This window comes from uncultured Clostridium sp., from assembly GCF_900547735.1.
Classification (GTDB): domain Bacteria; phylum Bacillota; class Clostridia; order Lachnospirales; family Lachnospiraceae; genus Otoolea.
Map to the genome: position 1 here is coordinate 65207 of NZ_URHZ01000008.1, position 24263 is coordinate 89469.

26 protein-coding genes are annotated in these 24263 nt (G+C 45.8%); 3 read left to right on the plus strand and 23 right to left on the minus strand.

Translation table 11 applies throughout. The features are described from left to right. Nucleotides 1–10 precede the first annotated feature (10 nt). The 8 genes from recJ to QZT18_RS04140 form a co-directional block, all read right to left on the minus strand. Entirely contained in the window at nucleotides 11–1720 is a 1710-nt protein-coding gene (gene recJ, locus QZT18_RS04105; protein ID WP_294144842.1) for a single-stranded-DNA-specific exonuclease RecJ, read from the minus strand. 59 nt (nucleotides 1721–1779) lie between these two features. Next, entirely contained in the window at nucleotides 1780–2376 is a 597-nt protein-coding gene (locus QZT18_RS04110) for a M48 family metallopeptidase (RefSeq protein WP_294144844.1), read from the minus strand. Next, the gene (locus QZT18_RS04115; protein ID WP_294144845.1) at nucleotides 2327–2644 is read right to left on the minus strand and encodes a barstar family protein; all 318 of its coding nucleotides are present in this window, start codon (nucleotides 2642–2644) and stop codon (nucleotides 2327–2329) included. Before QZT18_RS04115 ends, QZT18_RS04110 begins: the two co-directional genes overlap by 50 nt. Before the next feature lie 54 nt (nucleotides 2645–2698). After that, complete coding sequence (locus QZT18_RS04120) at nucleotides 2699–3211, minus strand: ribonuclease domain-containing protein (protein WP_294144846.1); 513 nt, start codon at nucleotides 3209–3211, stop codon at nucleotides 2699–2701. Nucleotides 3212–3451: 240 nt separating this feature from the next. Further along, entirely contained in the window at nucleotides 3452–3814 is a 363-nt protein-coding gene (locus tag QZT18_RS04125; protein WP_294144847.1) for a lipoprotein, read from the minus strand. A 298-nt stretch (nucleotides 3815–4112) separates the two neighbouring features. Further along, nucleotides 4113–4916: an N-acetylmuramoyl-L-alanine amidase family protein gene (locus QZT18_RS04130; RefSeq protein WP_294144848.1), complete on the minus strand. Its 804-nt coding sequence runs from the start codon at nucleotides 4914–4916 to the stop codon at nucleotides 4113–4115. A 168-nt stretch (nucleotides 4917–5084) separates the two neighbouring features. Continuing rightward, entirely contained in the window at nucleotides 5085–5351 is a 267-nt protein-coding gene (locus QZT18_RS04135; RefSeq protein ID WP_294144849.1) for a phage holin family protein, read from the minus strand. An 85-nt stretch (nucleotides 5352–5436) separates the two neighbouring features. Continuing rightward, a complete protein-coding gene (locus QZT18_RS04140) occupies nucleotides 5437–5754 on the minus strand; it encodes a hypothetical protein (protein ID WP_227031719.1) in 318 nt (105 codons plus the stop codon). A gap of 247 nt (nucleotides 5755–6001) precedes the next feature. Between QZT18_RS04140 and QZT18_RS04145 the strand changes: the two genes are divergently transcribed. The 3 genes from QZT18_RS04145 (at nucleotide 6002) to QZT18_RS04155 (ending at nucleotide 9784) form a co-directional block, all read left to right on the plus strand. Continuing rightward, complete coding sequence (locus QZT18_RS04145) at nucleotides 6002–6280, plus strand: pyocin knob domain-containing protein (protein ID WP_294144856.1); 279 nt, start codon at nucleotides 6002–6004, stop codon at nucleotides 6278–6280. Between the two features lie 2774 nt (nucleotides 6281–9054). After that, nucleotides 9055–9231: a hypothetical protein gene (locus QZT18_RS04150; RefSeq protein WP_294144858.1), complete on the plus strand. Its 177-nt coding sequence runs from the start codon at nucleotides 9055–9057 to the stop codon at nucleotides 9229–9231. A 313-nt stretch (nucleotides 9232–9544) separates the two neighbouring features. Further along, nucleotides 9545–9784 (plus strand): hypothetical protein, encoded by a 240-nt coding sequence (locus QZT18_RS04155; RefSeq protein WP_294144860.1) that lies wholly within the window; start codon nucleotides 9545–9547, stop codon nucleotides 9782–9784. A gap of 170 nt (nucleotides 9785–9954) precedes the next feature. Here the strand turns inward: QZT18_RS04155 and QZT18_RS04160 are convergent, their stop codons facing one another. The 15 genes from QZT18_RS04160 to QZT18_RS04230 form a co-directional block, all read right to left on the minus strand. After that, complete coding sequence (locus tag QZT18_RS04160; protein WP_294144862.1) at nucleotides 9955–10977, minus strand: tyrosine-type recombinase/integrase; 1023 nt, start codon at nucleotides 10975–10977, stop codon at nucleotides 9955–9957. Between the two features lie 101 nt (nucleotides 10978–11078). Continuing rightward, the gene (locus QZT18_RS04165) at nucleotides 11079–11705 is read right to left on the minus strand and encodes a hypothetical protein (protein WP_294144864.1); all 627 of its coding nucleotides are present in this window, start codon (nucleotides 11703–11705) and stop codon (nucleotides 11079–11081) included. A gap of 10 nt (nucleotides 11706–11715) precedes the next feature. Further along, nucleotides 11716–12411 (minus strand): putative phage tail protein, encoded by a 696-nt coding sequence (locus tag QZT18_RS04170; protein ID WP_294144865.1) that lies wholly within the window; start codon nucleotides 12409–12411, stop codon nucleotides 11716–11718. A gap of 2 nt (nucleotides 12412–12413) precedes the next feature. After that, the gene (locus tag QZT18_RS04175; RefSeq protein WP_294144867.1) at nucleotides 12414–15269 is read right to left on the minus strand and encodes a hypothetical protein; all 2856 of its coding nucleotides are present in this window, start codon (nucleotides 15267–15269) and stop codon (nucleotides 12414–12416) included. Then, nucleotides 15269–16300, minus strand: a complete 1032-nt coding sequence (locus QZT18_RS04180; RefSeq protein ID WP_294144869.1) for a baseplate J/gp47 family protein — start codon at nucleotides 16298–16300, stop codon at nucleotides 15269–15271. The genes QZT18_RS04175 and QZT18_RS04180 overlap by 1 nt, the downstream gene beginning before the upstream one ends. Further along, nucleotides 16300–16695, minus strand: a complete 396-nt coding sequence (locus QZT18_RS04185; RefSeq protein WP_294144871.1) for a DUF2634 domain-containing protein — start codon at nucleotides 16693–16695, stop codon at nucleotides 16300–16302. The genes QZT18_RS04180 and QZT18_RS04185 overlap by 1 nt, the downstream gene beginning before the upstream one ends. 16 nt (nucleotides 16696–16711) lie before the next feature. Next, a complete protein-coding gene (locus tag QZT18_RS04190; RefSeq protein WP_294144874.1) occupies nucleotides 16712–17026 on the minus strand; it encodes a DUF2577 domain-containing protein in 315 nt (104 codons plus the stop codon). Beyond that, a complete protein-coding gene (locus tag QZT18_RS04195) occupies nucleotides 17019–17978 on the minus strand; it encodes a hydrolase (RefSeq protein WP_294144876.1) in 960 nt (319 codons plus the stop codon). Before QZT18_RS04195 ends, QZT18_RS04190 begins: the two co-directional genes overlap by 8 nt. Nucleotides 17979–17991: 13 nt before the next feature. Then, nucleotides 17992–18648 carry a LysM peptidoglycan-binding domain-containing protein gene (locus tag QZT18_RS04200; protein ID WP_294144878.1) on the minus strand — a complete coding sequence of 219 codons (657 nt, stop codon included), beginning with the start codon at nucleotides 18646–18648 and terminating at the stop codon, nucleotides 17992–17994. Further along, entirely contained in the window at nucleotides 18648–20786 is a 2139-nt protein-coding gene (locus QZT18_RS04205) for a hypothetical protein (protein WP_294144880.1), read from the minus strand. Before QZT18_RS04205 ends, QZT18_RS04200 begins: the two co-directional genes overlap by 1 nt. Before the next feature lie 418 nt (nucleotides 20787–21204). After that, a complete protein-coding gene (locus tag QZT18_RS04210; protein ID WP_227033930.1) occupies nucleotides 21205–21633 on the minus strand; it encodes a phage portal protein in 429 nt (142 codons plus the stop codon). A gap of 21 nt (nucleotides 21634–21654) precedes the next feature. Beyond that, nucleotides 21655–22122, minus strand: coding sequence for a phage tail tube protein (locus QZT18_RS04215; RefSeq protein ID WP_294144920.1), 468 nt, complete (start codon nucleotides 22120–22122; stop codon nucleotides 21655–21657). Nucleotides 22123–22138: 16 nt separating this feature from the next. Next, the gene (locus QZT18_RS04220; RefSeq protein ID WP_294144922.1) at nucleotides 22139–23437 is read right to left on the minus strand and encodes a phage tail sheath family protein; all 1299 of its coding nucleotides are present in this window, start codon (nucleotides 23435–23437) and stop codon (nucleotides 22139–22141) included. Next, nucleotides 23438–23632, minus strand: a complete 195-nt coding sequence (locus QZT18_RS04225) for a hypothetical protein (RefSeq protein WP_294144924.1) — start codon at nucleotides 23630–23632, stop codon at nucleotides 23438–23440. Next, nucleotides 23629–24048 carry a DUF6838 family protein gene (locus QZT18_RS04230; protein ID WP_294144925.1) on the minus strand — a complete coding sequence of 140 codons (420 nt, stop codon included), beginning with the start codon at nucleotides 24046–24048 and terminating at the stop codon, nucleotides 23629–23631. Before QZT18_RS04230 ends, QZT18_RS04225 begins: the two co-directional genes overlap by 4 nt. Nucleotides 24049–24263: the final 215 nt, after the last annotated feature.

Sequence of the window (24263 nt, forward strand, 5' to 3'; positions counted from 1 at the left end):
TAAAACGCGGTCAGTGGAATTTATATCTTCTCACCACTGCCTGCAGTGTTTTATTTCCGTTATATTCGTTTATTTCCGGGTAGTAAACAATGTCCATGCCCCTGCGTCCGTTTCTCTCTTCCTCAAAAGAAACCCCATCCCCAAAATAAATGGCCTCCATTGCAAAACCACTCTGTTCCTCCAGAGTCAGTTTTACCACATTTCTGTTCCTGCCAATTACCCTGGCGTTTCTGACTCTCAGGTTTTTCTGGGCAAACATCGGCTTTTCGTTGCCCTGTCCGAATGGCTCAAGACACCGGAATTCCCTTATCAGTCGCTCTGTCATATAATCCACTGGCATCGGAACATCGATCCAGACCTTTGCTTTAAAGTCTTCCTCACAGAGCCCGGAGTTTTCATTCAGCCGTTTTCTGAACTCGTCTATGTTCTGCTCTTCCAGGGAAAGTCCTGCTGCCATCGGATGGCCTCCGAATTTCAGCATCAGTTCTTTCACCTCCGACAGTTTCTGGAACATATGGTAGCTTTCTATGGAGCGCCCGGATCCTTTAACCGCCTCCTCGCCCTGTGTCAGGACAATGGAAGGTTTCTGGTAATGTTCTCGCAGGCGTCCCGCTATAATTCCCGCGAGCGATTCGTGGCACTCCGGAAGGTATACCACCAGAACCTTATCCTGCATATAACAGGAATCCACCATGACTTTTGCCGCTTCCGTCCCCTGCTCCGTCATATCTTTACGCATATCATTGAGTTCTTTTAACTCCGTCGCCAGGCGGTCCGCTTCCTCCTCATCCCGGGAAAGCAGCAGAGACAGCGCCAGTTTGGCCGTCTGCAGCCTGCCTCCTGCATTCAGGCAGGGACCGATTACAAAACCAATATGGTACGCGGTGATCTGGGATAAATCCAGGTTGTTTTTCCCGGCCAGTTTCCGAAGTCCGATGCTCTTTGTCTGTTCCATTCTTCTCAGGCCGTACTTTACAATGATCCTGTTTTCATCCTGCAGGCGCATGACATCACCGACCGTGGCAATAGCGGCGAATTCAAGCAGCTCTTCCCATTCCTTCTGCGGTACGCCGCACTCCCCGTAAAGCACCTGAACCAGTTTCCAGGCAACTACCGCTCCGCAAATCTCAGGAAACGGATAATTGCATTCCGACCGTTTCGGATCGATCACCGCATCGGCCGGAGGCAGAACCTCTCCGTCGTCCCCCAGGGGCACTTCATGATGATCCGTGACAATCACGGTCATCCCTTTCTGTTTTGCCAGTTCAATCTGGGAAAAAGCGGAAATTCCATTGTCACAGGTGAGAATCGTATCGATTCCCTGTTCCGCCGCTTTTTCTATAATCGACTCATTAATTCCATACCCGTCCCTGATACGGTCCGGGATATCATAATCCACCGGAGCGCCGAGGCGCAGGAACGCATTATATAATATGTAGGTGGAGCAGACTCCGTCTATATCGTAATCGCCCACAATACGAATCTTCTTTTTACTGTTTATCTTCTCTTTGAGAATAGCGACGGCCTTATCCATATCCTTCATAAGTCTGGGATCGTATAATGCATCCATTGTCCCGTTCAGATACCGGTTAATATTATTTTCCCCTTCAATTCCCCGGTTTCTGATGATCCTGGCCGTTACCGGATCAATGCCGAACTGCTTTGCAATTCCGGTAAAATCAGCTTTTTTCGTCTGTACCATCCAGATTTCTTCTGCCATCTGTCTTCTCTGCCTTTCGTCTGTATACTGCCGCAGTGCCGCGGCTATCCTGCTTCGCCCTATATTCTGTACTCTTTCAGGAGTTTCCTTCTCTCCTTATAATCAGGGAGAATGTGTGCCACAATCTTCCAGAAGGCGGCCGAATGGTTCATCTCCAGCCGGTGAGCGAGTTCATGGACCACCACATAATCAAGCAGTTCATCCGAAATAAGTGCAAGACGCCAGTTAAAATTCAGGTTACCGGCCGAACTGCAGCTTCCCCATCTCGTCTTCTGGTTTCGGATTGTAATTCTTCCATAATCCACTCCCATAAGGGATGCATAATAAGAAACCCGGTGTTCCAGCACCGGGCGCAGCTTCTCTATATGGGCACGTATTTCCTCTTCACCGTATACCGGCCGTTCCCTTTTAAGTTCCGTCACTTTCCGGTAATTTTTTCCAATCCATATCTCATTGCGCATTGCAAAATCCAGCGCTTCTTTTTCCGGCACTCTTCGGGGCAGCCGCATAACAACATGTCCGTCCTGTGCAATTTGAAGAGCCATCGTCCGCCTGGCGGAACGGATTATTTCTAATGGGATCCGGATAAATTCTTCCGCCGTCTCATCACCACATGGATGAGGAATCCAGGGGTTCAAAATCTGCAAATACTGCATAGAACTTCCCATCCTTCTCTTCAACAGTCTGGGCCGCATTCTCAAAAACCTTTTCAAGTTTCGGCTCAAATTCCTTCAGCGGAGCATTGAGCTCCGTACAGCGCACCATTTCCACACATATATTTTCCACCAGGCCGTCCGTCAGCATATCGGACAGAGCATCCAGGTTCTTTCCATAATGCTCCGGAAATTCAAGCTGCTCCATCAGGTAGTTGTGGACAGCTTCTTCATTTTCCATCTCATTCATATCCAGAAGTAAAAGTCTCATTTTTCGTCTCCTCCTGTACTTTTCTAATTGTAAGCAGTCTTGGGGCATTTGCCGTCAATAAAGCTGTTCAAATGTTTTGTAATGGTCGGCCGTATAATAAATCAGGCCGTCATTGGAATAAACGATACGTTCCGCTCCGCGGAATCCGCCGTCATAATTTATATCGCATTCGTACCACTCCCGGCCGTCTTTTTCAGGAAGACTGCCCTCGTAATTGCCAAAAGGACTTCCTCCGATGCTCTTTCCGGGAGCCACATCCGGCAGGTTGCCTTCCCGGCTTACCCATCCGGCGGCCTCTGCTTCTTTTTTCGTAATAAAATTCTCGGGCAGCTTTCCATAAATATGAATATAGAGAGCCACATCTTCCTTACTGGTATAACTGCCGTTCTCCTCAACCGGCAGAGCAGAGGACTGTATTCCCTCCACCTGCTCCTGGTTTACCGGCTTGTCCGCCTGGCTTTCCTGCGTATTGACAGGACTGCAGCCAAGCAGCAAAAATAAAGCTACGCAAAATGGGATCAGCCATTTTACAAAGGATTTGACTTTACTCCAGTATTCGATTATCATAATTTCCTCCTTCAGGCACTGGCTGCCTGATTGTGTAGTAAAACTACAGCTTATATATTATATAAGGCATTGGGGCAAAAGTCAAACCTCCTGTTTATTAGATAGGAAAAATGAATGGGAAAATTCTAAAATAACAGGGAGAAAAACTTTTTATGAACCATGTGAGGTGTTTCCGGCAACGCAAAAAGCGCCCCGCAGCCTCCTGTTGAAGGTGCTGCGGGGCGCTTTTGCGCTGATATTTTATGGCTGTTCAATTCCGTTAAATATTTCAATTGCCTTTTCATTGCTTGTTTCTAATAAAAATTTACCGTTCACAGGCCAGTCTTTTACTACATCCTTGTAAGTCTCCTGTGCTTCGCTCAGACTTTTCTCCGATTCATATTCGTAGATTTTTACAACGGAAGTATCAATGTAAAAGATTACTCCATCTTTGGCTCCAATCATCTGGAAGTAAGGTTTATCATTCTCATCTACCTCAATATCGTTATCCGCATAGACCTGAATGATATCGCCAAGCACTCTCCCATCTTTCTTACTGCCGCCACACGCTGCCAGCATAACCGCCAGCATAACTACTGCCATAAGTCCTGTTATTTTCTTCATTTTTCTCCTCCACAGATGTGTTTATAAACAATTGGATCATTATATCACACTCCGGTTATATTTACTACCCGTTCATTATGAATTGCAAGACGAAGTTCCTACCGGTTCTTTTGAGAAGCATCGCTGATTGTTCTGCACTTTCATGTTTAGCTGTTCATTTAAATCTATGTACATTTACTGTTTATCCAATCTATATCGTTTGCCGAGGATTACGCTAAACTACGATAATAATCTGCTTATTTCTGCAATTTATCTTTATGAGGTACTCGGCCGGCGGTTTGTGACGGCTCCTAGATTCTTATTTGACTTCCCAGATCTCCCAGGCCCCATATCCTCCCGGCCGCTCATGCCAGCATGCTCCTTCCAGGCTGCCTCCCGGCGTCTCGTCAAAGTAATACCAGTCACCCGGTTCCTCACGGGATATTACTCTTCCGTTCCATTTCTGCCATCCTGTCAGCATGTGTCCGTCGGCAGCAAACATATACCAGTGATGGTTGATCAACTGCCACTCATTGGCGGCATATTGACCGTCGGGTTTACGGTAGCGGTATTTTCCCTGGGTGCCGCGTTCCCAGCCTGTGATGGCCGGTTCAGGGGCTGCCAGAGCTGTTTTAAATGCCTCCCATGTGTGTTTCGTATGGTTATAAACAAATGGGTTTGGGCAGATTTTTCCCGTAACATCGTAGTGCCGGAGGACACATTCCGCCGGAACCCGGTATTTCTTCATCAGTTCCCGGGTAAGAATGGTGGCTGACTCTACCGTGTTATCCTCAAAATACCAGTCCCGGCTGGTATCTGCCTGACTGCCTCTGTTTCGCACGCAAAGTTCAATTCCAATGCTGTTTCCGTTCCGACATTCCGGATGTTTATACACTTTTGCACCACAGTGCCAGGCAATATTCTTATCTTCTACCGACTGCCAAATCTCCCCCTGGAAACCAACAAAATAATGGGCGCTTGCCCCAACGCGCCCGCCGGCATAATATTTACAGTTAGCCTCCGCTCCGCCGGTGGCGCCTACATAGTGGATTACGATATACTTGATACGGCTTAACTGGCCGGAGTTGTAATTATATGGTGTAAGTAATTGATGTATCTGCATAACTTTCCCCTCTCATTTATGACCGACCGGACTTGGTCCTGGCCGGTCATATTTTTATTGATCGGCAATGAAAAGTTCGCGAAGCGTGCTTTTCGTTGTTACAGTACCATATGTATCGTTCCCCCATATTTCCTTCTGGAGGGAAATATGGAGGAACGCGGCTCTCTATTATTTGCAGTCTTTAATCTGCTTGACTGCCTGGTTGACACCGGTTGCCGCCAGTCCGGAAACAATTCCGATTGCCAGGGCATTGATCGGATCCTGCGCCGGAAATGCCGGCATCGTATACATCCCTGCGAGTCCCAAAACGGCCCCGGCTGCTCCGCAGATGACTGGGATCGCCTCATTTTTTACCTTTTCAGTGGCCTTGCAGGCCATTCCGGCCAGATAACAAATCACGGTGATACCTGCAACACTTGCAATTCCAAAATCCATATGCTTGTCTCACTTTCTTATTTGATTTTTCTTATTTGATTTTTCTTATTTGATTTCGCTTATTTGACTTTTTATTAAATATTACTTATTTGGTATAAAAAGCCATGATATAAATAAGGCCGGTAGCAACTGCTCCGGCCATAGCTCCAACTATTGTGTTAAAAACTGTCTTTTTCATGCTGCTCCACCGCTCTGCCGGTTCCGACTCCAATTTTGCCAGACGTTCCCCCTGGTCACTTTGTTCCCTGAGCATCGCCTGCATATTGAGAGCCAACTCCTTAACGGATAAAACCAGTTCCTGTATCGTTTTGTTTTGTTCTTCCTGATCCGACATCCTATGTTTAAGGGAACCAATTTCATGATCATGTCCTTCCAGCTTTACCGCAATTTCTTCGTCCGTCACATTCTGATACCTCGCTTTCTATTTCTGTTGTTGGGTTGGGTGTTACCCGCTGAATAGGTAGTAGGGATGTTGGTCTTCTTAATTCTGTTATGGAAAGGCTTACTATTAAATATAAAAAGATATTAACGTTATCCAGATAAATACTATTGTTATATAAAATTTATTTATAGAAATACTACCTTCAGTTTCTGCTCCTTTTTTCGCTTTCTTAAGATAGATTTATATTTGCATGGATGTCAAAAAGACTGTGTTATTTGCACAGGGAAATGGCGAAAGCATAAATAATCCAGGGAATATACAAGTAAATGAAAACATTGATAATCTCAAACCCGGATTTTATATTGTCAGTGGATTTATTATTGGCTCCGGTACTACATACGGAACCCTCTTGTCACTGAAGAGATCCGAGGGAGATCAACAGCAAATGGTTTTCTCTAACGGAGGAGCGCAAATCGGAGTCTTTTATCGCATGAAAAACAATGGCACATGGAGTGCATGGATGAAATTATCGGACAATAAAGCATAAGAAGTCCCCTCTGTTACGGAGTAAAATGGCGAAAGCGTAAAGAGGTTTGCAGTGTCCCCAACAACTCCGGGATATTTTGGAGAATGGGGATGTGTATTTTCCAATGCTGGAGACCGATATGGTACTGCTTCTGGAGACTGCTACTATCTGGCTGTCTCCTCGGAAGGGAGGCTTTTAATCGGTCTGCAAATAAATAACGTCACCAAAATCACCTGGTACTCTGCGACCATTGCACCCTTATAAAATGGCGAGAGATTAATTGTTGCTTATCCAAGTGATATTGATATGGACTCAGCGCCAGGATTGTCCCAGAATATGATTTATTCTTATCAAAACCGTTTTTACATAGGATACGCAGTCACTACCTCCGGGAAACTATATGGCGCACAAATACGATTCGGTCATTGGCTTACCAGACCAGAGTATCGCTATAATCAGGGCGCATCATGGAGTGATTGGACTGCGCTATAAAATGGCGAGATTACAATCTCATCCGGGTCGGTTAATGCAGTAAAAGGAATTGAAAACGAAATATTAACAATAAAACTTTTGGCAAGGCATTCATATTTGATTATCGCATACGTAGGCGTAACTATATCTGATTCTAGTTTCCCCTTGAGCAATACTATACGCGTGAAAACTGGGACGGCGGGACGTGTTGTTGGCGGTAATTCAGTACGTACATCTATGGATCAGGGAGGGGGAAATATAAATTATTTATTCATAGAATGCAATTCCGATGTAATAATTTCCGTAAATGGATTCGGGTATGCAAATGGAAATTATAATTATTACGCAAATATTGCTGCCGTTCCAGTCAGATAAATGGCGAGTTGAAAACGTCGGTTAGTGCTGATACATTGACTAATGCCCTGGGAATAGTGCGTAGAAGTATTCCAAATGGAACTGCAAGAATAGCATATATTTCACTATCCTCTGCAAGTGCATCCGCTATCGTTACAAAAGTGTCCGATCTATATGCATATGCTATTGTTTGGGCAAATCGTGAAGCAGTATCTTACTATTCCTACACTGACAGCACCAGTTGGACAAAAGTTACCCCTGCATAAAATGGCGAGATGGGAACCTATATTAAAACGGCCAAATTTAGTTGCGTCACTACAATAGCAAGTGGTAGCAGCAGTATGGCAACCATCCCGATAAGTACACCGGGAGGATACAAAGCCGCTCTAGCGGTTATTACCGATACGGGTCAGGCTAAAATAATACCAAGAGCCTGTTGGATATCGTCTGGTTCAGAAGTGACAGTATACGTAGATAACCTGGGAGGATCTAGTTACAGCGGTACAATTTACATCAGTGTTTTGTTTGCCCGTGAACCATAAAATGGCGAGATAAAAACCGGTTACGTCGAAATACCTGCTGGTGACACAGTGGGTAGCATTAGTTTTGCGACTGCATTTAAAGACTCTGGATATAACGTATTTTTAACAAATGTTTACTCAAATACCAGAAAAGCCATATATTCGGTTGCTGGTTTGACAGCGAGTGGATTTAACATATATCCTGTCGATCCAGTGACCGGGGAACCTCCTGAGGTAGTCACAAGAGTTCTTTGGCTTGCCATCAGGAGCAGAAGTTAAATGGCGAGGTCAACAGGAACATACTTGACACCGAATACATAAATGATCCCATAAGCGCCATAAAAAAACACTGGAACTCTCTCCCAGATGGCGTTTATACGCTAAAACTTGGATGTGGCTCTGATTATGCTGCACTTGTTTTACACAGCACAGGAGGGACATACGGGGCTGTTTGTTTTATCAGTTATGCACAGGTACCTCAAATCACATTGACATGTACAAATGGCATTTGGAATCAGTAAAATGGCGAGATAGATTTTAAAATCCACGTAACCGGAGGTTTTTGGGATACTGACTATAACAGTTTAATTCCGGAACAGAATGTGATATTGTTAGGCCCAGGCTCAACGAATGCCCAGAATTACCCGAGTTTATGTGGATCTAACACCCTTGGAATTGCTCTCGCTTTTAGAAGCTCTGTCATGCAGGTTGTTATCGGGCAAAAACTCGCGTTCAGGAGTAAGTATACTGATGCTGCTTTTACCGACTGGTATATCTCTTAAATGGCGAGTTGCAAGGAAAAGTCTCCTTCCAGTCTGGCTATACCCCTTTTAGTTTGCGGTATGATGAAAAATATCCCGATGTCCTATATGTGTATAACATAAACACTGGTGAATTGCGTTATGCGCAACTGACAAACAATGAATAAAATGGCGAGTTGAATTTCATTGCTAAAACAGACCGTAGTTCTACATCTGCGTGGGTTGGTGACGCTGAAGGAAATGCTATTTTTAATTGTATAAAATCATCCAAAACCTTGACTGTCACAATGTCTGACGGCAGCACTATAAACTTTATCGGTTCCTAAAACAACAAGTAAATGGCGAGTGTCTTAAATGTACAAAGTTTATTCCAGACACCAATCTTAATAATATATTAACTCCTGCTTTTTATTTAGTAGATTACACCTCCACAGAAATTTCCAATGCACCAAATACTGGGGAATACTTTACTGGAGCTTTGGCCGTATTCGGTGCAAACGGCTTTATTGTACAAATATTTTTTGATGGTAATATGTATTTCCGCCGTAAATTTTACGGTGATTGGGGCGGGTGGATCGCTACTACCCGTGATATCGTATAACTGCAAAATGGCGAACCTAAAATCTCATATAGATCATCAAACGTAACGACGGAGTGGCTTATAAAAAATCCAGTGAGCATAGGTATCATGACAAAAGCTGTTCCAGAATTTGATTTTCCCCTAGAATATACATGGTTTTTTATCGCAATTTCTGATGGTTGGGGTGCCGGTATGTTGGCGTTTCCTTACGGCCAGGCAGGTAGTGATCTTGTTATTGGTCAGTACGACAAAGCATCCCTTAAGTGGAGATGGACAACTAAGTAATGGCCTACTCCTCTCCCAGTAAAATGGCGAGTTTCGGAACACCTTCCCGCTTGAGGCTTTATATAACGACACCACGGGGATAGGAGTTGACCTTATCACTATGGCGAAGTCCATTCACGCAAATATGAGAAACAATACGTTGAAAATCGGTATTGCACGACCGGCCGGAACCGGGATTTGTATCGCCCACAGAGCAGGTGAAGAATATGCCACTGTCATATACAGCGATTACTATAACCCCGTGGCCAGTATTACCCTAAATAACGGGACCTGGTCAAAATCATCGCTATAAAATGGCGACTGCTTTTTGCTTATGGAACTTTCGGATGACATTCCTACATTAGTAAGAACAGATTTAGAAAATGCTTTTTTGAATGCATCCGATTATTCAACTTTTTCTGGTCAGACAAAAACTGGATCTGAATTGGGGTGGGTAGTATTTAAACATAGGGAATCGGGAATTGGAATTGCATTTTCAAAAAACGCTTCTCAGTATCCGATTTTTATCAATAGGGAACCATCCGGAGTATGGAAGTTCAGGGGAAAAAAATAACAAGCCAGTTGAAACCAAAATCGTAATTTAACCGTCAAAACCTTACGTATTTTTGCCCTTTTTTATCTCTCTTTTTCACTCCTCGGATTTTTTATGTCACCTATCCAGTTTTTTTGTACAACAAATAAGCCGCCCCATAGCCGACTGAAAAAACTATTTTTCATCACCTCTTATATGGCATATTTACGGTAAGATTCACGAACATTATCCTGCTTAATATTGCAGTAAATTAGTGTTGTCTCGATTTTTGTATGTCCCATTAAGACCATGACCTCTTCGATTCTCATGCCACGATTTAAAAGGTCTGTAGCAAACGTTCGGCGGAACCGATGTGGATGCACATTCCCAACTCCTGCCCTTTTTCCCAAAGTTTTGACCAGGTACTGCACACCAGCTACAGTTATGCCTGTAAAAGGTTTTTTTACAGCGGCAAATAACGGTCTTTCTGCCAGCTCTTCCGCCGTCAGCCCTTCCCTTGCCATTCTATCTTTAAAATATCGGAAGAGGTGGAAACACGCCACATCTGATACATACAAATGCCTTTCTTTTCTTCCCTTACCCATGACTTTAAATTCTTGTTTGTATAAATCTATGTCCCCCACTTTCAAGCTACATAATTCACTTACCCTGACTCCTGTTGCATACAAAAACTCGATTAATGCCCTGTCCCGGCTACGGGTACAGGACAGCCTCAATGCCTCTATCTCCTTTGCTGAAAAGGCTTGTTTTATAGTACTTTCAATGCGTAATGACTCTATTCTTGCGATTGGATTCTCGGCCACCATGTTTTCTTTTTGCAAAAACGTCCAGAAACTGTTAAGATACCTCATCCTCCCCTGCAGTGTCACCATACTGATATTATTATGCTCCCGCAACATACCAAAGTACCACCGCAAATCCATCGTTGTGATGTCCTCAATGTTTTTATTCAAGGCACTTCGGCAGTTGCTTATTTCCCTTACATACTGGGCCAGCGTATTATTCTGTCGGCCGGATACTTTTTTACTGGCAACAAACAGTCTGATTTTAACGGTATCACTGTCCGTTCCGGTTGCCTGCAGCTCGTTTTTTTCTTCCACAATTTTTTTATCGTGGAACTGGATATAAAGCACATTTTGCAGCTTATCCAGTTGTTCTTCGTCCAGGCAATTACTCATCGCCTGGACAACATTCATTAGCATTTCTTCTAACACTTAAAAACCTCCTTCCTGATATCTATACAATACCAAAAAAGAGATTGTCTCACCCTACTTTTCGTAAGGTTTTCTTCGTTAAATTACGATTTTAGATTTATCTATTTATATATGGCAATGTAGCAAAACCACCAATTTTCAGATGGCTTCAGCCTATTTGTAGCGATTTTGAATCCGGAAGATGACGACCCTGTAATTACCAGTCCATCCACATATGCAAAGGCATTAGTAGTGTCTTTCCATGTGGCAAATACTTTTGGTGTCCCCCGCATAAGTGTTGGAAAATTGACGGTAATTTCCTGCACTCCGACATCAGTCGGTGGAAATTTATCTGTTCCAATTATGAGATCGCCATTTAACTGAGTATACAAATCCATCAAAACCTTCCCCTGAGCCGCACTCAACGGCAGATTTGCATTGTTCGTAGTACAGTTATTTACCAACATTCCAACGGTTAAAAGTCCTGTTTTCAGATTTTTAAAATCCTCCGCAAACTTTTTCATCTTACCGAGGAATGCTTTTGGCGTATCTCCGGCGGACGGGACGGGAAATTCTGTTGTGATATTGTCTGCTGTTGCAATTTTTGTATTTGAGATATCACCGCCCGATACCGCCACTCTTTTCTTCAGTTCTGTATCCAGACTGTCCGCATTATCATTAAAGTCCTGAATATTTACCGGATCGGAACCTTCCGGTTTTTTCAAATTATAATTTGTTGTATACTGCATAAATTACCTCCTATTTAATTGCTTCCCATGTTTTCCAGTAAATCATATCCCAGGTATAAAGCCCCAGGCTCTTCCAATCATCGTTCTCATACTCCACTTCGCGCATAATCCTGATTTCATCCCAGGTTTTCGTCAGCAGTTCATCCCAGGTGAAGATTTTCAAACTGTTCCATGTCGTATAGGTGTATTCAAACCTGTATTCCAGGTGTGCAGGCTTAATATCTTCCAGCATGGCGACAAACGCCTGCATATTCCTGGGTATTCCTTTAATGCCTATAAAGCGAACAATAAAACGATGATTCTCACTGTCCTCCACCACGTCGACTTCACCCCTGCTGAATGACTCTGCGGTGTTTTTGAGCATCTGTTTTGTTGTCGTCCCCTGGCCCCTTATTTTAGCCAGGACAATTTCATGCCGCTGTTCATAAGATAACTTTAAATTAGTCGTAATTCCCAGCAGTTCCTCCCACCTCGTAATTCCCCAGGAAGAAGTAGAAACAAAGCACTGAGCCAGCAGATCGTATAAATAGTACCGAAGCAGTCCTGTTTCCCTGCCCTGGGTCTGGTATATTTCTTTCATTTCTCTTATCGAAGAAATAAAGGGAGGCACATAGAGCGACAAGTCTGTAAAATACTCCTCCTGTATTTCCGGCTCTAATTCTTCCAGGGCATACGTTAACTTACCATATTTTTCAACTCCATACATATTTACACCCCCTTAAGCTGGTTCCAGGTGTAATCGCCATGCATCTGTGCCCAGGAAAACGGTCCCATCGGCATGTAGGCGCCGTCATGATTGTGGCTCTTCGGAGCCGCATCTGTAATTCCGTATCCGGCCAACGTTGTAGGATTTGTTCCAGCCGTCACGTGTCCCTGGGCATTTACGGTTACGCTCCGGTAGGTTCCGGCTGCCGCTCCGCTGTTCGGATGTGTGTATACGGTGTCGGTAAACTTGGCTCCGGACGGCACCGAGGCGGCAATCGTATACGCGGATGACTTGATTCCTCCGGCTGTCCCGTCTGAAACAAGAACGCGTCCAGAAACAGGCGCCGCATTAAAGCGGCCGACCGGCAGCCAGGCAGACCAGGTTCCGTTTGAACAGTAGCGTTCATAAACAGCTTTTGCCGAGGCCGAAAAAAATGTCTGCTTTGAAACATAATCCGTTTCGGATGCCCATCTGAGGCTCTCCGCCTTTAATAAAAACGGCTGTCCGGCGACAGGGATGTTCGTAATATTGGCTGCTCCGCCGCTCGTCTTCTCAGAGTAGAACTTTATTTGAGGACTTCCTGACGATAAATTATAACTGTTTACATCTACCGTCTGTCCCGTAATATTTGACGCCTCCAGACTCGTGTGACTGTGGGCTGCCGGAGTAAATGCACCGGGCTTTCCCGAAATCTCCGTCCAGCCGTAAGATGGCTTTGACGCCGCTTTCGCCCAGGCCGAAACATCGGACGCGGGCATGGAAGATGGAAAGTCTGTAATTTGATTTTTAGAATGGGCATGTGATGAAGCGGCCGCCCCTACCTGCGACGCCGTTACACCGTGCGGATTGCTTTTGTTTCCGCTATGGGTAAACGCGGTATTCCAGTTATCGAAAAGCGCCTGCGTAACCTTATCCAGTACCGTTTTATTAGCATGCGTATGGTTCTTGCTGGTATCGATATCCGCCGATGTTAAAAAGCCTGAATCATTCGTAAACTGGGACAGTTTCGTCGGCATGTCCGTGACCTGGCTCTTCATATGAGTATGTGAAGAAGGAGGGTAGCTGCCCGGCTTTCCGGTAATTTCGTTCCAGCCGTATGCCGGCTTTGACGTCGCTTTCGCCCATGAAGGCACATCCGACGCAGGCATGGATACCGGTTTATTCTTAATATAGGCATCCGAAACCGCATCGGTTGTATTCCAGTCTGCCTGTACGTTTACATCGGCTCCCGGGGCAATTCCCGCCAGTTTATCGAGCATGGCCTGAGTTAACTTATCTATCACTCCCTTGTTGCCGTGGGTATGCTTCTTTTTATCCGTATCATTCCATGCGATCCGCTCCGAAGCTGTCACGTGGGAGACAGAATCTGCCTTATGAGAAATTAATTCAGCAACGGCCTTTGAAATTTTTCCTAACATTGCGGTTAACTTCTCCCCGCTCGTGATATTTTCCAGAGCGGTTCCCTGTGTAAAAGTCGGCGTCTGATCATTTGTCGCAACGTTCGGCACATTTCCAAGACCTGCCTGCGCCTTCGTTACACCGTGCGGATTGCTTTTACTTCCAGTATGGGTAAATGCGGCATTCCAGTTGTCTATCAGTGTCTGGGTGACCTTGTCGATTACTGCCTTGTTCACATGTTCATGGCGCTTGCCGTAGGCATCCGTCCAATTGGCCATCAGGGAATCCGTCAAGCGGTCCAGGGCGGATTGATTCGTGTGGACATGCCGTTTACCGTAAGCCTCATCGTAAGCGGATTTATCTTCCCTGCTCAACAGACCGTCCACATTCTGCGTTGCCTTTGGAATTGCATTTGCCGATATTGCGATCCATTCAGTTCCGCTCCAGCGGTATGTGTAGTCGGTATCCTTTACATTGACCGTCCATCCGTCTTCCGGCGCAGGATATACGGTTTTCAGATCCGCATAAGTATTAACCGCCTCTTTCCAGTCAATCGCAGTTTCCAGCGCTGCAAACTTATTGTCTACCTCGTTACGGGTATATTTGTCATTCCAGTTCGGCTCTTTGGATGAGATGGCATTCCTGATTGCAGCTTCCGCAGCTCCTGCCCGCGATATCTCATTCTGAATCCCGGTCTGCAGTTTTGCTTCCTCCCCCGATGCCCGCAAAATCTCCGCTTCCAGATCATCGGCCAGCTTTTTCTCCGCCGATTCAGAGCGCTTTGATTCTGCTGCCAGATTAGCCGCATTGTCTGACTCAGCCGCCTCTGCCCTCGCAGTTTCCTCTGCAAGACCTGTTCTTAATACCTGTTCTGCGTTTTCTGCCCTCCCTGTCTCTGCAAGGAGTTTCTTTTTTATATCCTCTTCTTCATCACCGGTCCGCTTTATTTCCGTATCCAGGCCGTCTTTAAGTTCCCGCTCCGCCAGCCGCGCACGGCCGCTTTCTTCTAACAGCCGCCCGGCTGTCTCTGTTTCGGAATCCTTAGCCCGTTCCGCCTCGGCGTCAAGCTCCTCTTTCAACTTTTCCTCGGCCCTGCCCGCCCGTTCCGTCTCCGAATTAACCGCAGTCTGTGTTTTTGACAAGGCTTCCTGCAGCCGGTTTATATCTTCTGCTTCCACCGTGTCTCCGTCAGTCTCATAACTGATATACACCTCCGGCACATCGGCAAAAACCTTAATGACTCTCTTCCAGGGCGTCAGACTGGGAGTTGATACCGAATAGGTCTGAATTCTGTCCCCGGTTAGCCGGGGGCCTGTGAAGACGGCCAGTGTCGCCGGATTTATGTTGTCATGTTTCAGCTCTCCGTTATAGACGCCTTCGCATAACAGCGCCTTCTCTTCAATTACATAATTATTCCCATCAATTTTATTGAGTTTCTCCTCAAATCGGTTGACCTCCACTACATCACCTCCAGACTTACGGTTCCGGCTATTGCGATTTCTTCCTTCTGAAGCAATACGTTCCCTGCCTCCCCATTAAGCATTAAATCTGAAAAGTCCTCCACGCCCTCGACATCCAGCAGCAAACTGCCCACCTTTGCCAGGCTCACATAAGAAATTTCAAATGCATTCCTCCCCAGGTATTCGCTCAGTCTTCTGCTTAAAGCATCCTGAACCGAGCCCAGATACAGGCCGTTCTTCAGACGTACTCCCGCCGTCACATGTATTTCTTTTTCCGATGCCGAAGCCACGGTAACCGTGGCGCCGATCGGCCTGAGTTCCTCAATATGTTCCTTTACAGAGTTTATTAGCGCCGGGGCGGCCCCCTTTCGCTCCTCATTGGCAATCAAGACCTTCACGGTTCCCGGTCCGTCTGAGAGGGGAAAAATCTTTGCCGCCCCCACTCCGCTGCACTCCATGGCCCAGTTATAATAGTCATACCTGTTACCGCTGGTGGACGGTTTACGGACCGCCGCCAGATACCTGCTTCTGAAATCCTCCGTATCCTCCTCATCCGTTCCCGGAATAAGAAGTTCCGAAAGCTGCGCCCGTTCCAGTCCCGCAATATAATTTATCGGAATCATGGCGCCGGCGCTGTCATTGCCTGCTGCCCCAACGCTCTCGCATACAAGACGGTATCCCCCATCGTCCAGCTTCTCCATTACCCGGAAATTCATTTTTCCACGGCTGAACCGCTCTCCTGTTTCCACTTCGATTTCATCCGGAGAAAATACGCCCCGCCACTCGGCCGCCTGGGCTTTGTTCGGAATAATGCCGTATTCTGCGGCACGCTTTACCAGAAATTCCCGGTCGGCCGTGTCTCCAAACGCTTCCCGCAGCACATTATCCAGGCTGATGTATAGAATCTGCATCTCCGCTGCGGACGGCGCCAGCGCATCATACAAGATCGAGCCTTCGCGTTTATCAAAGGACTCGGGTATCCTGTCCAGCATGCGTTTTAATATTTTTTCATAAGTTGTGTCCTCAAACATCAAACTTTCACCTCCTTTGCTGCCGCAACATCGCCATACTTTGTGTGTACCTGGAAAGTGGCCGACAATTTCCGGCCGCTGGTTTCAAAGGAAAAAGCATCCACGCCCCGGATTCTGTCATCCTGCATCAATGCCTCCCTGATTCTTTTTTTTAATTTTGACTTAACGAGCCCCATCGGTTTGCCAAATAGTCCTTTCAGCTCAATTCCGTAATTCCAACTGTAAATCAGGTAATCAAAACGTTCTGTATTTAAAATGCAGAAAATTGCCTGCCTTACGACCTCCAGCCCATCCGCATATCCCGTAATCTTCTCCGCCTGAAACCGGTATGTTTTAGACGGCTGTTCAATTATTTTAAAATCCTGTTTCAATATACTTCCCGAATCCGGTAGCATAACCTCCTCCTTTCCGTCATCGGCGTGCCATAATCAGATATTGCTGACCGCCCCTTTTCTGAAGCATAAAAACCACGTCTCCCGTCTTCAAAGCGCCTTTAACCGTCACCGTCACACTTCCAACTCCGGGAATGTCCATATCTACCGTATGATCGGTCAAATATTGCGGCAGAATAAGCTGCGGTCCCGACAAAGTTATCTTCTGGTTGAGCCGGACCGCCGGCGGAGCAGCGGAAACCACCTCGCCCTGAAGGATATCACAGGGTTCTCCGGCATCCACCGCCTTCATCATAATCTGTCTCATGTTATCAATCCATACCGTATCAGCCATTAAAAGCAGCTCCTTTCAGTGTTAAATCCATCGAATGAAATCCCTGGCTGAATTTATGTTTCACGGACTCCACTAACATATAATTCTGGAGGTTCTGATCCCCCACTCTTAAAAATGTAGGAATCAGGCAGCCTGCCCGCACATTGATATCTCCGAACGCATCCCTGATTGAGAGGCTTCTGGACGGCCGGTTATACAGGGAAAGGGAAACTTCCGCCTTCTGCCGCCCATTTACCTTTTCCCCGAAAGATTCATATTTCCGCAGAATCCCCCATTTTTTAATATTCTCTATGTCCTGGACCATATGAACTTCCCGTTCTTTTGTCTCATCATCTTCCCTGTACAGTTCGATCTGGTTGTAGGTGCTGCTGTCAATACCGGATTTATAATCAAAATCCTGAGCCGTTTTCTCACAAATCATCAGGTTCAGCTTCATATTGTCAATACTTTTCAGAGTCAGCTTTCCTACGTCGTCATACAGGATAAACATCTTTCCTGTTCCCAGCATGGTCAGATCCAGTGCGTTTAAAATGATGTCAAAAAGCGTTTTATTTTTTTCCGTTCGGGATTCAATCCTGTATCCTGTATCCTCCAGCTCTCCGGTCTGCAGATAATAGTCGCCTGCGATCTGTGCTATCAACTCTCCTGCCGTCAGATTTGTGTAGCTGTAGTCATCTGAGTTTTTCAGATATCTAAGCTGATCATAGGCAGTGATTTTGACCTCTCTCTCCCTGCTTCCCGATCGCTCAAATAAAAATCCAAAAAACACCGGTTTACCGTCCACATCCATCCGTATGGCATTTCCTTCCTCTATCTTTAATTTATCGTCCGCAATTACCGTGAAGGAAAGCTTTCCAGGCTGCCCTTTCCGCTCAGTTTCCCAGGTTATGTCACCTTCCACCACAGGAGCATATACGGTCTGGCCGTTCTGAATATAGATTGCTGTTTCCATCTGTCCCCTCCTTCTATGGCAGTGTCAGGACCTGACCGGGATAAATTAAATCCGGATTGCCGATTTTGTCCGTATTCAGGTTATAAATTTCAGACCATCGGCTCCCATCACCCAACGTCTTTTTCGCAATTTTCCAGAGACTGTCTCCGCTTTGGACCGTATAAGTCTTCGGCGTCTCCGGTACTGCCCGGTCCTCCTCCGTCTCTGTGGCCTGCGGCGTCTGTTCCGGCATGATTGTGAAGTTCATGATTTTGGTTCCGTAGTGTTGATATTCTTTCAGCGTCAGTGAAACCAGCAGATCCACGCCCTCCTTCGCATCATCCGAAATCTTGTAGTCCTCCAGCGTCACATCCATGTTCGTGTCAAAGAAGTTCTGCCTGCCCGGCCCCTCCCGAATGACGATAAATTCGAATTCCGACCGGGCTTCCTTAAGCTCCCTCAAGTGTTCAATAAACTCCTCCGCATCTCCTGCTCCGTCCCAGACAGCAAACGGATAATCAGACTGGGGAATGACCGCATCCAATGACACCTCACAAAGCCCCGGCGGCCGGATTATATTAAATTCTTCTCCATTTATAAGCTCTACCGTCTTATTCTGATTTCCGTACTTCATCTGAATCTTCTGCGGTGTGATGGGGAGCCTCATATCGTCTAAATATACTTCATACATTAAATGTGATCTCCTTCCGCGTATGATGACAGAAAACTACCGGTAAGGGTTTCCATATAAAATGCCAGATCACCAAAGTCTGCCTTCTTGGTCAGCGTATTGTTATTATTAATATCCAGCTTTAGCTCTGCCAGTGTAAAACGGTTGATAATCTCCTGTTCGGCGGCATCCCGCATATATTTCAGGTCTTCATCCATCACATCTACCGTATTTGCCATCGCGGCGGTGCTGGCAGCGGTATTTCCCGTATTATTCGAAATATCACTCATATCCGAATTATAACTGTTCCCGATGTCACCTCCAAAAGATGGCTGGACACCGGGATCAAATGTGGAATCGAAACTGCTGTCCGACAGGCCCATACCAGGTAACTTAAACTGCGCGCCCTTATTATATGCACTATTGGAAACCTCCCCATAATCAAGGAAATTCTTCTTCTCTACAATCTCTTTCCATTCCGATTCGCTTTTTACGTCTTTTGCAGCTGATTCAATCTGGCTTTTAAAATTATCCAGTCCAGCGGCAATATCTATTTCAATCCCGGGAATATTATTAATAACATCTTCTATCGCATGTGCCATGTTTGCTACATATCCGATTACAGTTAAAGCCAGATCATAAAACAAAAGTTTTATAGACGCGATCGGCTCATTCCATACGTTATAGAAAAAATTGATAAATGCTGCAATATTATTCCAAAGAGGCACAATAAATGTATTATAAATAAGTGCTCCCAATACTCCAAATACCGCGGCGATAATTCCCGCCGCACTGACGGATGCTCCGGTAAAGTGATTAAATGCCGCCACCCCCGCAAATAATATTGCAACCAGTGCAATAATCCCTATAATAATCCACGTTATCGGACTGGCAAGCAGAGCAGAATTAAAAGTGGCTACCGCTGCACCGGCTGCTGTAGTACTGCCTGTCAAAACGCCAAATCCAATCGATAGAAACGTTTGTGCAGCTTTATACGCCGTCATAACGGCGGCTCCCGCCATCTGTGCCAGTTTCACACCTTCTGTGACCAGCAGATATACTCCCAGAGCCGCCACAATTCCCCATATAATCGGTTCAAATATGGTCCAGTAGTTCTGGAAGAATTCAACCACAGTTCCCAGTCCATCGGCCAGCAGACTTATCACCGCTATAATGACACTAATCCCTCCGGCAAGCCCCATGAACAGGCTCTGTGCCTGGGGCAGATGAGATCTAAGTACATCAAAAAATCCCTGCACCGCCGGAAATACCTGGGCGCCGACCATTTCTTTTATCTCTCCCCATGCGTTTTTCATTTGCTGAATCTGTCCCTGAGGTGTTCCTGCCATGACGGCATTCATATTTCCTATATTATCTGTAATAATCTGTGCCAGCGTGGCGGCACGCTCCTGCTCATTGCCACACTGTAGCATCTGAGCCTGGGCCTCCGTAAATCCGAGCCTCATTTCGGTTAAGACACTCGTCTGCCCCTGCATGGCCTGCCCCATTTTACTTCCGATACCGATCATGTCCTTGCTGCTGACGCCGACTCCATTTTGACTCACCGCCAGGTTATTCATCGCGGGGAGCAGGGTTCCCAGAGCATCCGTGGACCCCAGGTATGTAGCTAACTGCTGTGCACCGGAAAGCTGCACTTCATCTCCGATTACACCAAGCTGCTGCTGTGCGGAGGCCATGTTTTTTATTGACTGGATATCCTCCGGCGACGCTCCCATGCGCTGCTGCATTACTGTTCCAAGTTTTGTTTCCGCCTGCTGCTGGACGCTCTGCAGGGATAATGCGTCGGTAACAAAATCAACGCCCATCTTAATTGCCTTTTTACTGTCAAAGTGTTTCAGCATATCCTTGAGCCTTGCCCCAAGTAAAACCGTTTCATTCTTCCCCTGGCTGATTTTATCGTCAAAGGTGTCCATCTTTTTTGAAGCCGAATCAACCGATTGGCCGATTCTCTTTACTTCTGTTCCCGTACTTACAAGTTCGGCTCTTCCCGCCTGGATAGCCATTATGTTCAAACCGTCGGATGAGGCAATCTGCATTGCCCTGAACGAACTAATCACTGCGCGCATATCCCCGTTAATTGTATTTAATGTTGCAGACATCCCCGTATACTGTTGTATTGATGCTTGAACTGTTGCCAATTTGGTATTCCTCCTTTCCTTTAAATTTTTTATGTTACTTATGAGATGGAACGTCCCCGAGAAGAGACGTTCCAATTATATTTCCTGTATCACTGCTGTTTATTACCGAACTCATGGGTATCAATCGTTCTCATGTATTTAAACGAAAGTTGGCAGAAGCATCGGCAAATCTTATGATTGCTCCGTCTAAATAGGCCAATCATCCCGGGGGCTGTCCAACTTATTAAAACAATAATCTATCTCCTCCTCATAGCTTTCGCCTTCTTTGCTTCCTTTTTATCATTTTCCAGCTTCAGTTCAACGGCAGCTATTACGAACGCCTTTTCATATCGTTCTAATTCCAGAAACTCATGAGGCCATTTATGCAGTTTATGGAGACAATAATAGGCGATATTGGCCTCGGTATCGTCTCCCTCTATCAGTTTTTTGCTTCTTCAACGATGTCGTCCATCGGCACATCAAATCCGTTTACCTGCTGGATCTTCTCCAGATAGCCGGCATATTCGCCCGCCGTAAGCATCGTCTTTAACAGGGCGTCCGCCCCCATAGCATGATAAGAATCCTGCAGTTCTTTATCATTCAGATTCGGAAAAACCGTAGAACGTGATGCAAGTTTTCCGAGATAAAGATTATAGTCTGTTTCCTGTGTATACTGCCCTCTTTTTCCCGGAACCGGAACCCGCTTTGTGCATTCTTTTCTAAGCAGTTCATCCTCGGAGGACGAAATCGGACAAATCTCCCATTCCACCGGTTTCTTATCCGCCCCAATAAACCTCTTTGAAACCACAAACTTTTTATTTTCTACTGGCACTGCATTCTGTGACAGAAAACAACTTAAATTACTCATTATTCCTTATCCTCCCTTTCTTTATATCATTCCTTCAAGACTGCCGAATGTCTCCGGCATTTCCCAGCTTTCAAAGGTAAAGTCAAATTCGTCTTCCAGATATTCCGCATCCGCATCAAATTTGGCAATTGTTCCTCCGTCCAGGTTGCAGTCTTTCAGAATCACCGTCTGCCTTCCGACATTGGAAACCGGATCCTCATTCGTGACCTGAATATCAAAATAGATGTCTTTACCGCTCTTCTGGAAATCATACAGAATTTTTCGGAAGATACTGGTGTTAAAATGGAAGGTGGCCGAACCGGTGCCTTTAAGTCCTACCGTCTTGTTTCCTTTCATTGACCTGCCGAGAATCGGCACCTCTGTCTTTGTCTTCTCGATTTTGGCCTCCAGATTGATGGCCTGCATAAAGTTGTAACGGTTTCCTTCAATCGTCACAAAACACTCCGCCTTGGATGCGCTGACCGCATCCCACGCATTCATAGTCTGCATAAAATTTGCTCCCTTCTTAATCAATTACCACAGTCATGTACAACTGGCTCATGCAGTTAACCGGTGTGACCGGATTGGTCACGACGACAGCCCGTTTGCTGTCCCCTTTTTCCACCGTAATCTGCTCTGCATTAATCTCTTCAATCGCCCTGATTTTCGCCAGTTTCTGATTATATGTCACAATATCATTCCAAAGGCTGATACGCCCTGCATCGTCATTCGGAATCGTTCCCAGATATTTGGTATTGAACATGGATGCAATATCATTTCCTATCTGGTCCAGCACCCTGATTGTCTGGTTGCTGGCAAATTCCTCATTCTTTTCGGCAGTGGCCGAGGTCAGCGTATTGATATCCATCAGAACGCGCACCTGGTCCCCTGCTTTATGGAACATGAATTTTCCGGATTTGATTCCGTCCGCAAGCTGGGTCTGTGTATATGACGTATTGACCGTATATTCTCCGTTATACACCCTGTTTTCATTTGTCTTATTTACCGCGCATGCGGCCTCGGCTCCTGCCGTCCAGTATACCAGTCCCTGCTCCAGCTCTTTTGCCGTGTTTTCAACTGAAATGACGCCTTCATAGTCCGCATCACTTTTCTGGAAAACAACCGTCTGGAATTTTACTCCTGCATTCTCGCGCATTCGCTTTGTAAATGCCGTATAGAGATTTTTCGTGGGTTCGTCGGTCACGGGGCAGCATAAAATATGCACTGTGTACGGTTCGATCGCCGCCAGATAGGCTGAATGATCGGAGCCCGTCGGAACCTCTCCGTTTGTTCCTCCTGTAAGAGGAGTTCCCGCAGTCGCTGCAAGAGCGGCATCCGATTTAAAATCAACATAGTCATTTCCCGCAAGATCGGCTGCCTTGCTTACCGTCTGATGATCCACTTCGCTTCCATCGAGCATAGTCGTTACATCGTACTTCTGTTCATCCTCCACATTAACGGCGATTACAATCCTTATATCATTGCCTCTTACTCCGCTGTATTTGGCTGTCGCAAAGTCATTGGCCGCTTTAGCGCCGCTGTTCAGACGATAGAAAATCCCTTTCGTCGCGTTGGCAAACAGTTCCCGTAGATTGAGCATCTGAGGTGCATCATAGGAATAGCCGAATAACTTCTGCCCATTCGTCTGAAACTCTCCGTTCGTTACTTCAAATACCGTTTTTTCCGGACCCCAGTCAAGAATCATGGGAACGGTCACGATACCTCTCTCCGATAAAACTGCATTAGCCCGGGCTGCGCTTATAAAATTAATATAAGCTCCCGGAAGTGTCTGATTCTGGGATGTAAAACTTCCGCCTCCTAACATTTAATTCACCTTTCCTTTCATATAATCATCAATTGTTTCGTCTGCTTCCTGGAAACTGTACTTTTTTTCGTCTTCCAGAAGAGCCTCCAGCAAATCACCCTTTCCTTTATATCTGGATGATGCTAAAAGCTGTTTTTTGGTAAATACCGCCTGCTCAGATTCCACGGCAGTCTCCTTACTCTTACCTGTTCTCACACAATTCCTCCTTTCATCTCCAACTCCTCCATCGGCGCTTCTTCTTTTTCCTTCACAATGAATTGATCATAATTGACATAGAAGGTTAAAATTCCTTCTTCTGCTCCGCTTTTCCGATTCGTTCCGGACAACTGCCGCCCATTTTCCAAAGCAACACTCTCCATGCCTTCCATTAAAATATCCAATACCTGATTTTCTTCGCGGCTGGATTTTTCAATCGAAAAATACTGAATCGCGATTCCTGTCCTGCGGAAATATCGCCGGCCTATCATCGGCCGTTCCGATGTTTCCGAAATCCGTACAAAAAAACAGGGCTTCTGAAATTCCTGTCCTGCTTTATCCGTGTAAATTGTATAGTTTTCCCCGAACAGTTCATTCAACCGCCTGGTAACCGCATTCAAAATATCATTGAGCATGATTCACCTCCTTTGGTCAAGCCTGAATTTTACAATACCGAACTTACCATCTGCCCATACCTGCATCTCACTCCTCTCCACCGCGCCTGTCCCTGAAAAGAATTTCCTCACATACGCCCGCGCACAGAACCGCCATGAAACCGAAACGGCCGCCGGATTATTTCACTCCGGCAGCCGCTTCAAAAAGGAAGGATACATATACAACAGGCAGATTT

What these genes read in the sequence shown, in the direction of transcription:
- QZT18_RS04125 (WP_294144847.1), bottom strand. Translation starts at nt 3,814, where the DNA reads ATGAAGAAAATAACAGGACTTATGGCAGTAGTTATGCTGGCGGTTATG.
- QZT18_RS04210 (WP_227033930.1), bottom strand. Translation starts at nt 21,633, where the DNA reads ATGAGTAATTTAAGTTGTTTTCTGTCACAGAATGCAGTGCCAGTAGAA.
- QZT18_RS04220 (WP_294144922.1), bottom strand. Translation starts at nt 23,437, where the DNA reads ATGTTAGGAGGCGGAAGTTTTACATCCCAGAATCAGACACTTCCGGGA.
- QZT18_RS04155 (WP_294144860.1), top strand. Translation starts at nt 9,545, where the DNA reads ATGGAACTTTCGGATGACATTCCTACATTAGTAAGAACAGATTTAGAA.
- QZT18_RS04180 (WP_294144869.1), bottom strand. Translation starts at nt 16,300, where the DNA reads ATGTTTGAGGACACAACTTATGAAAAAATATTAAAACGCATGCTGGAC.
- QZT18_RS04110 (WP_294144844.1), bottom strand. Translation starts at nt 2,376, where the DNA reads ATGCAGTATTTGCAGATTTTGAACCCCTGGATTCCTCATCCATGTGGT.
- QZT18_RS04195 (WP_294144876.1), bottom strand. Translation starts at nt 17,978, where the DNA reads ATGGAAACAGCAATCTATATTCAGAACGGCCAGACCGTATATGCTCCT.
- QZT18_RS04135 (WP_294144849.1), bottom strand. Translation starts at nt 5,351, where the DNA reads ATGGATTTTGGAATTGCAAGTGTTGCAGGTATCACCGTGATTTGTTAT.
- QZT18_RS04165 (WP_294144864.1), bottom strand. Translation starts at nt 11,705, where the DNA reads ATGCAGTATACAACAAATTATAATTTGAAAAAACCGGAAGGTTCCGAT.
- QZT18_RS04130 (WP_294144848.1), bottom strand. Translation starts at nt 4,916, where the DNA reads ATGCAGATACATCAATTACTTACACCATATAATTACAACTCCGGCCAG.
- QZT18_RS04215 (WP_294144920.1), bottom strand. Translation starts at nt 22,122, where the DNA reads ATGCAGACTATGAATGCGTGGGATGCGGTCAGCGCATCCAAGGCGGAG.
- QZT18_RS04115 (WP_294144845.1), bottom strand. Translation starts at nt 2,644, where the DNA reads ATGAGACTTTTACTTCTGGATATGAATGAGATGGAAAATGAAGAAGCT.
- QZT18_RS04185 (WP_294144871.1), bottom strand. Translation starts at nt 16,695, where the DNA reads ATGCTACCGGATTCGGGAAGTATATTGAAACAGGATTTTAAAATAATT.
- QZT18_RS04150 (WP_294144858.1), top strand. Translation starts at nt 9,055, where the DNA reads ATGACAAAAGCTGTTCCAGAATTTGATTTTCCCCTAGAATATACATGG.
- QZT18_RS04120 (WP_294144846.1), bottom strand. Translation starts at nt 3,211, where the DNA reads ATGATAATCGAATACTGGAGTAAAGTCAAATCCTTTGTAAAATGGCTG.
- QZT18_RS04200 (WP_294144878.1), bottom strand. Translation starts at nt 18,648, where the DNA reads ATGTATGAAGTATATTTAGACGATATGAGGCTCCCCATCACACCGCAG.
- QZT18_RS04230 (WP_294144925.1), bottom strand. Translation starts at nt 24,048, where the DNA reads ATGCTCAATGATATTTTGAATGCGGTTACCAGGCGGTTGAATGAACTG.
- recJ (WP_294144842.1), bottom strand. Translation starts at nt 1,720, where the DNA reads ATGGCAGAAGAAATCTGGATGGTACAGACGAAAAAAGCTGATTTTACC.
- QZT18_RS04170 (WP_294144865.1), bottom strand. Translation starts at nt 12,411, where the DNA reads ATGTATGGAGTTGAAAAATATGGTAAGTTAACGTATGCCCTGGAAGAA.
- QZT18_RS04190 (WP_294144874.1), bottom strand. Translation starts at nt 17,026, where the DNA reads ATGGCTGATACGGTATGGATTGATAACATGAGACAGATTATGATGAAG.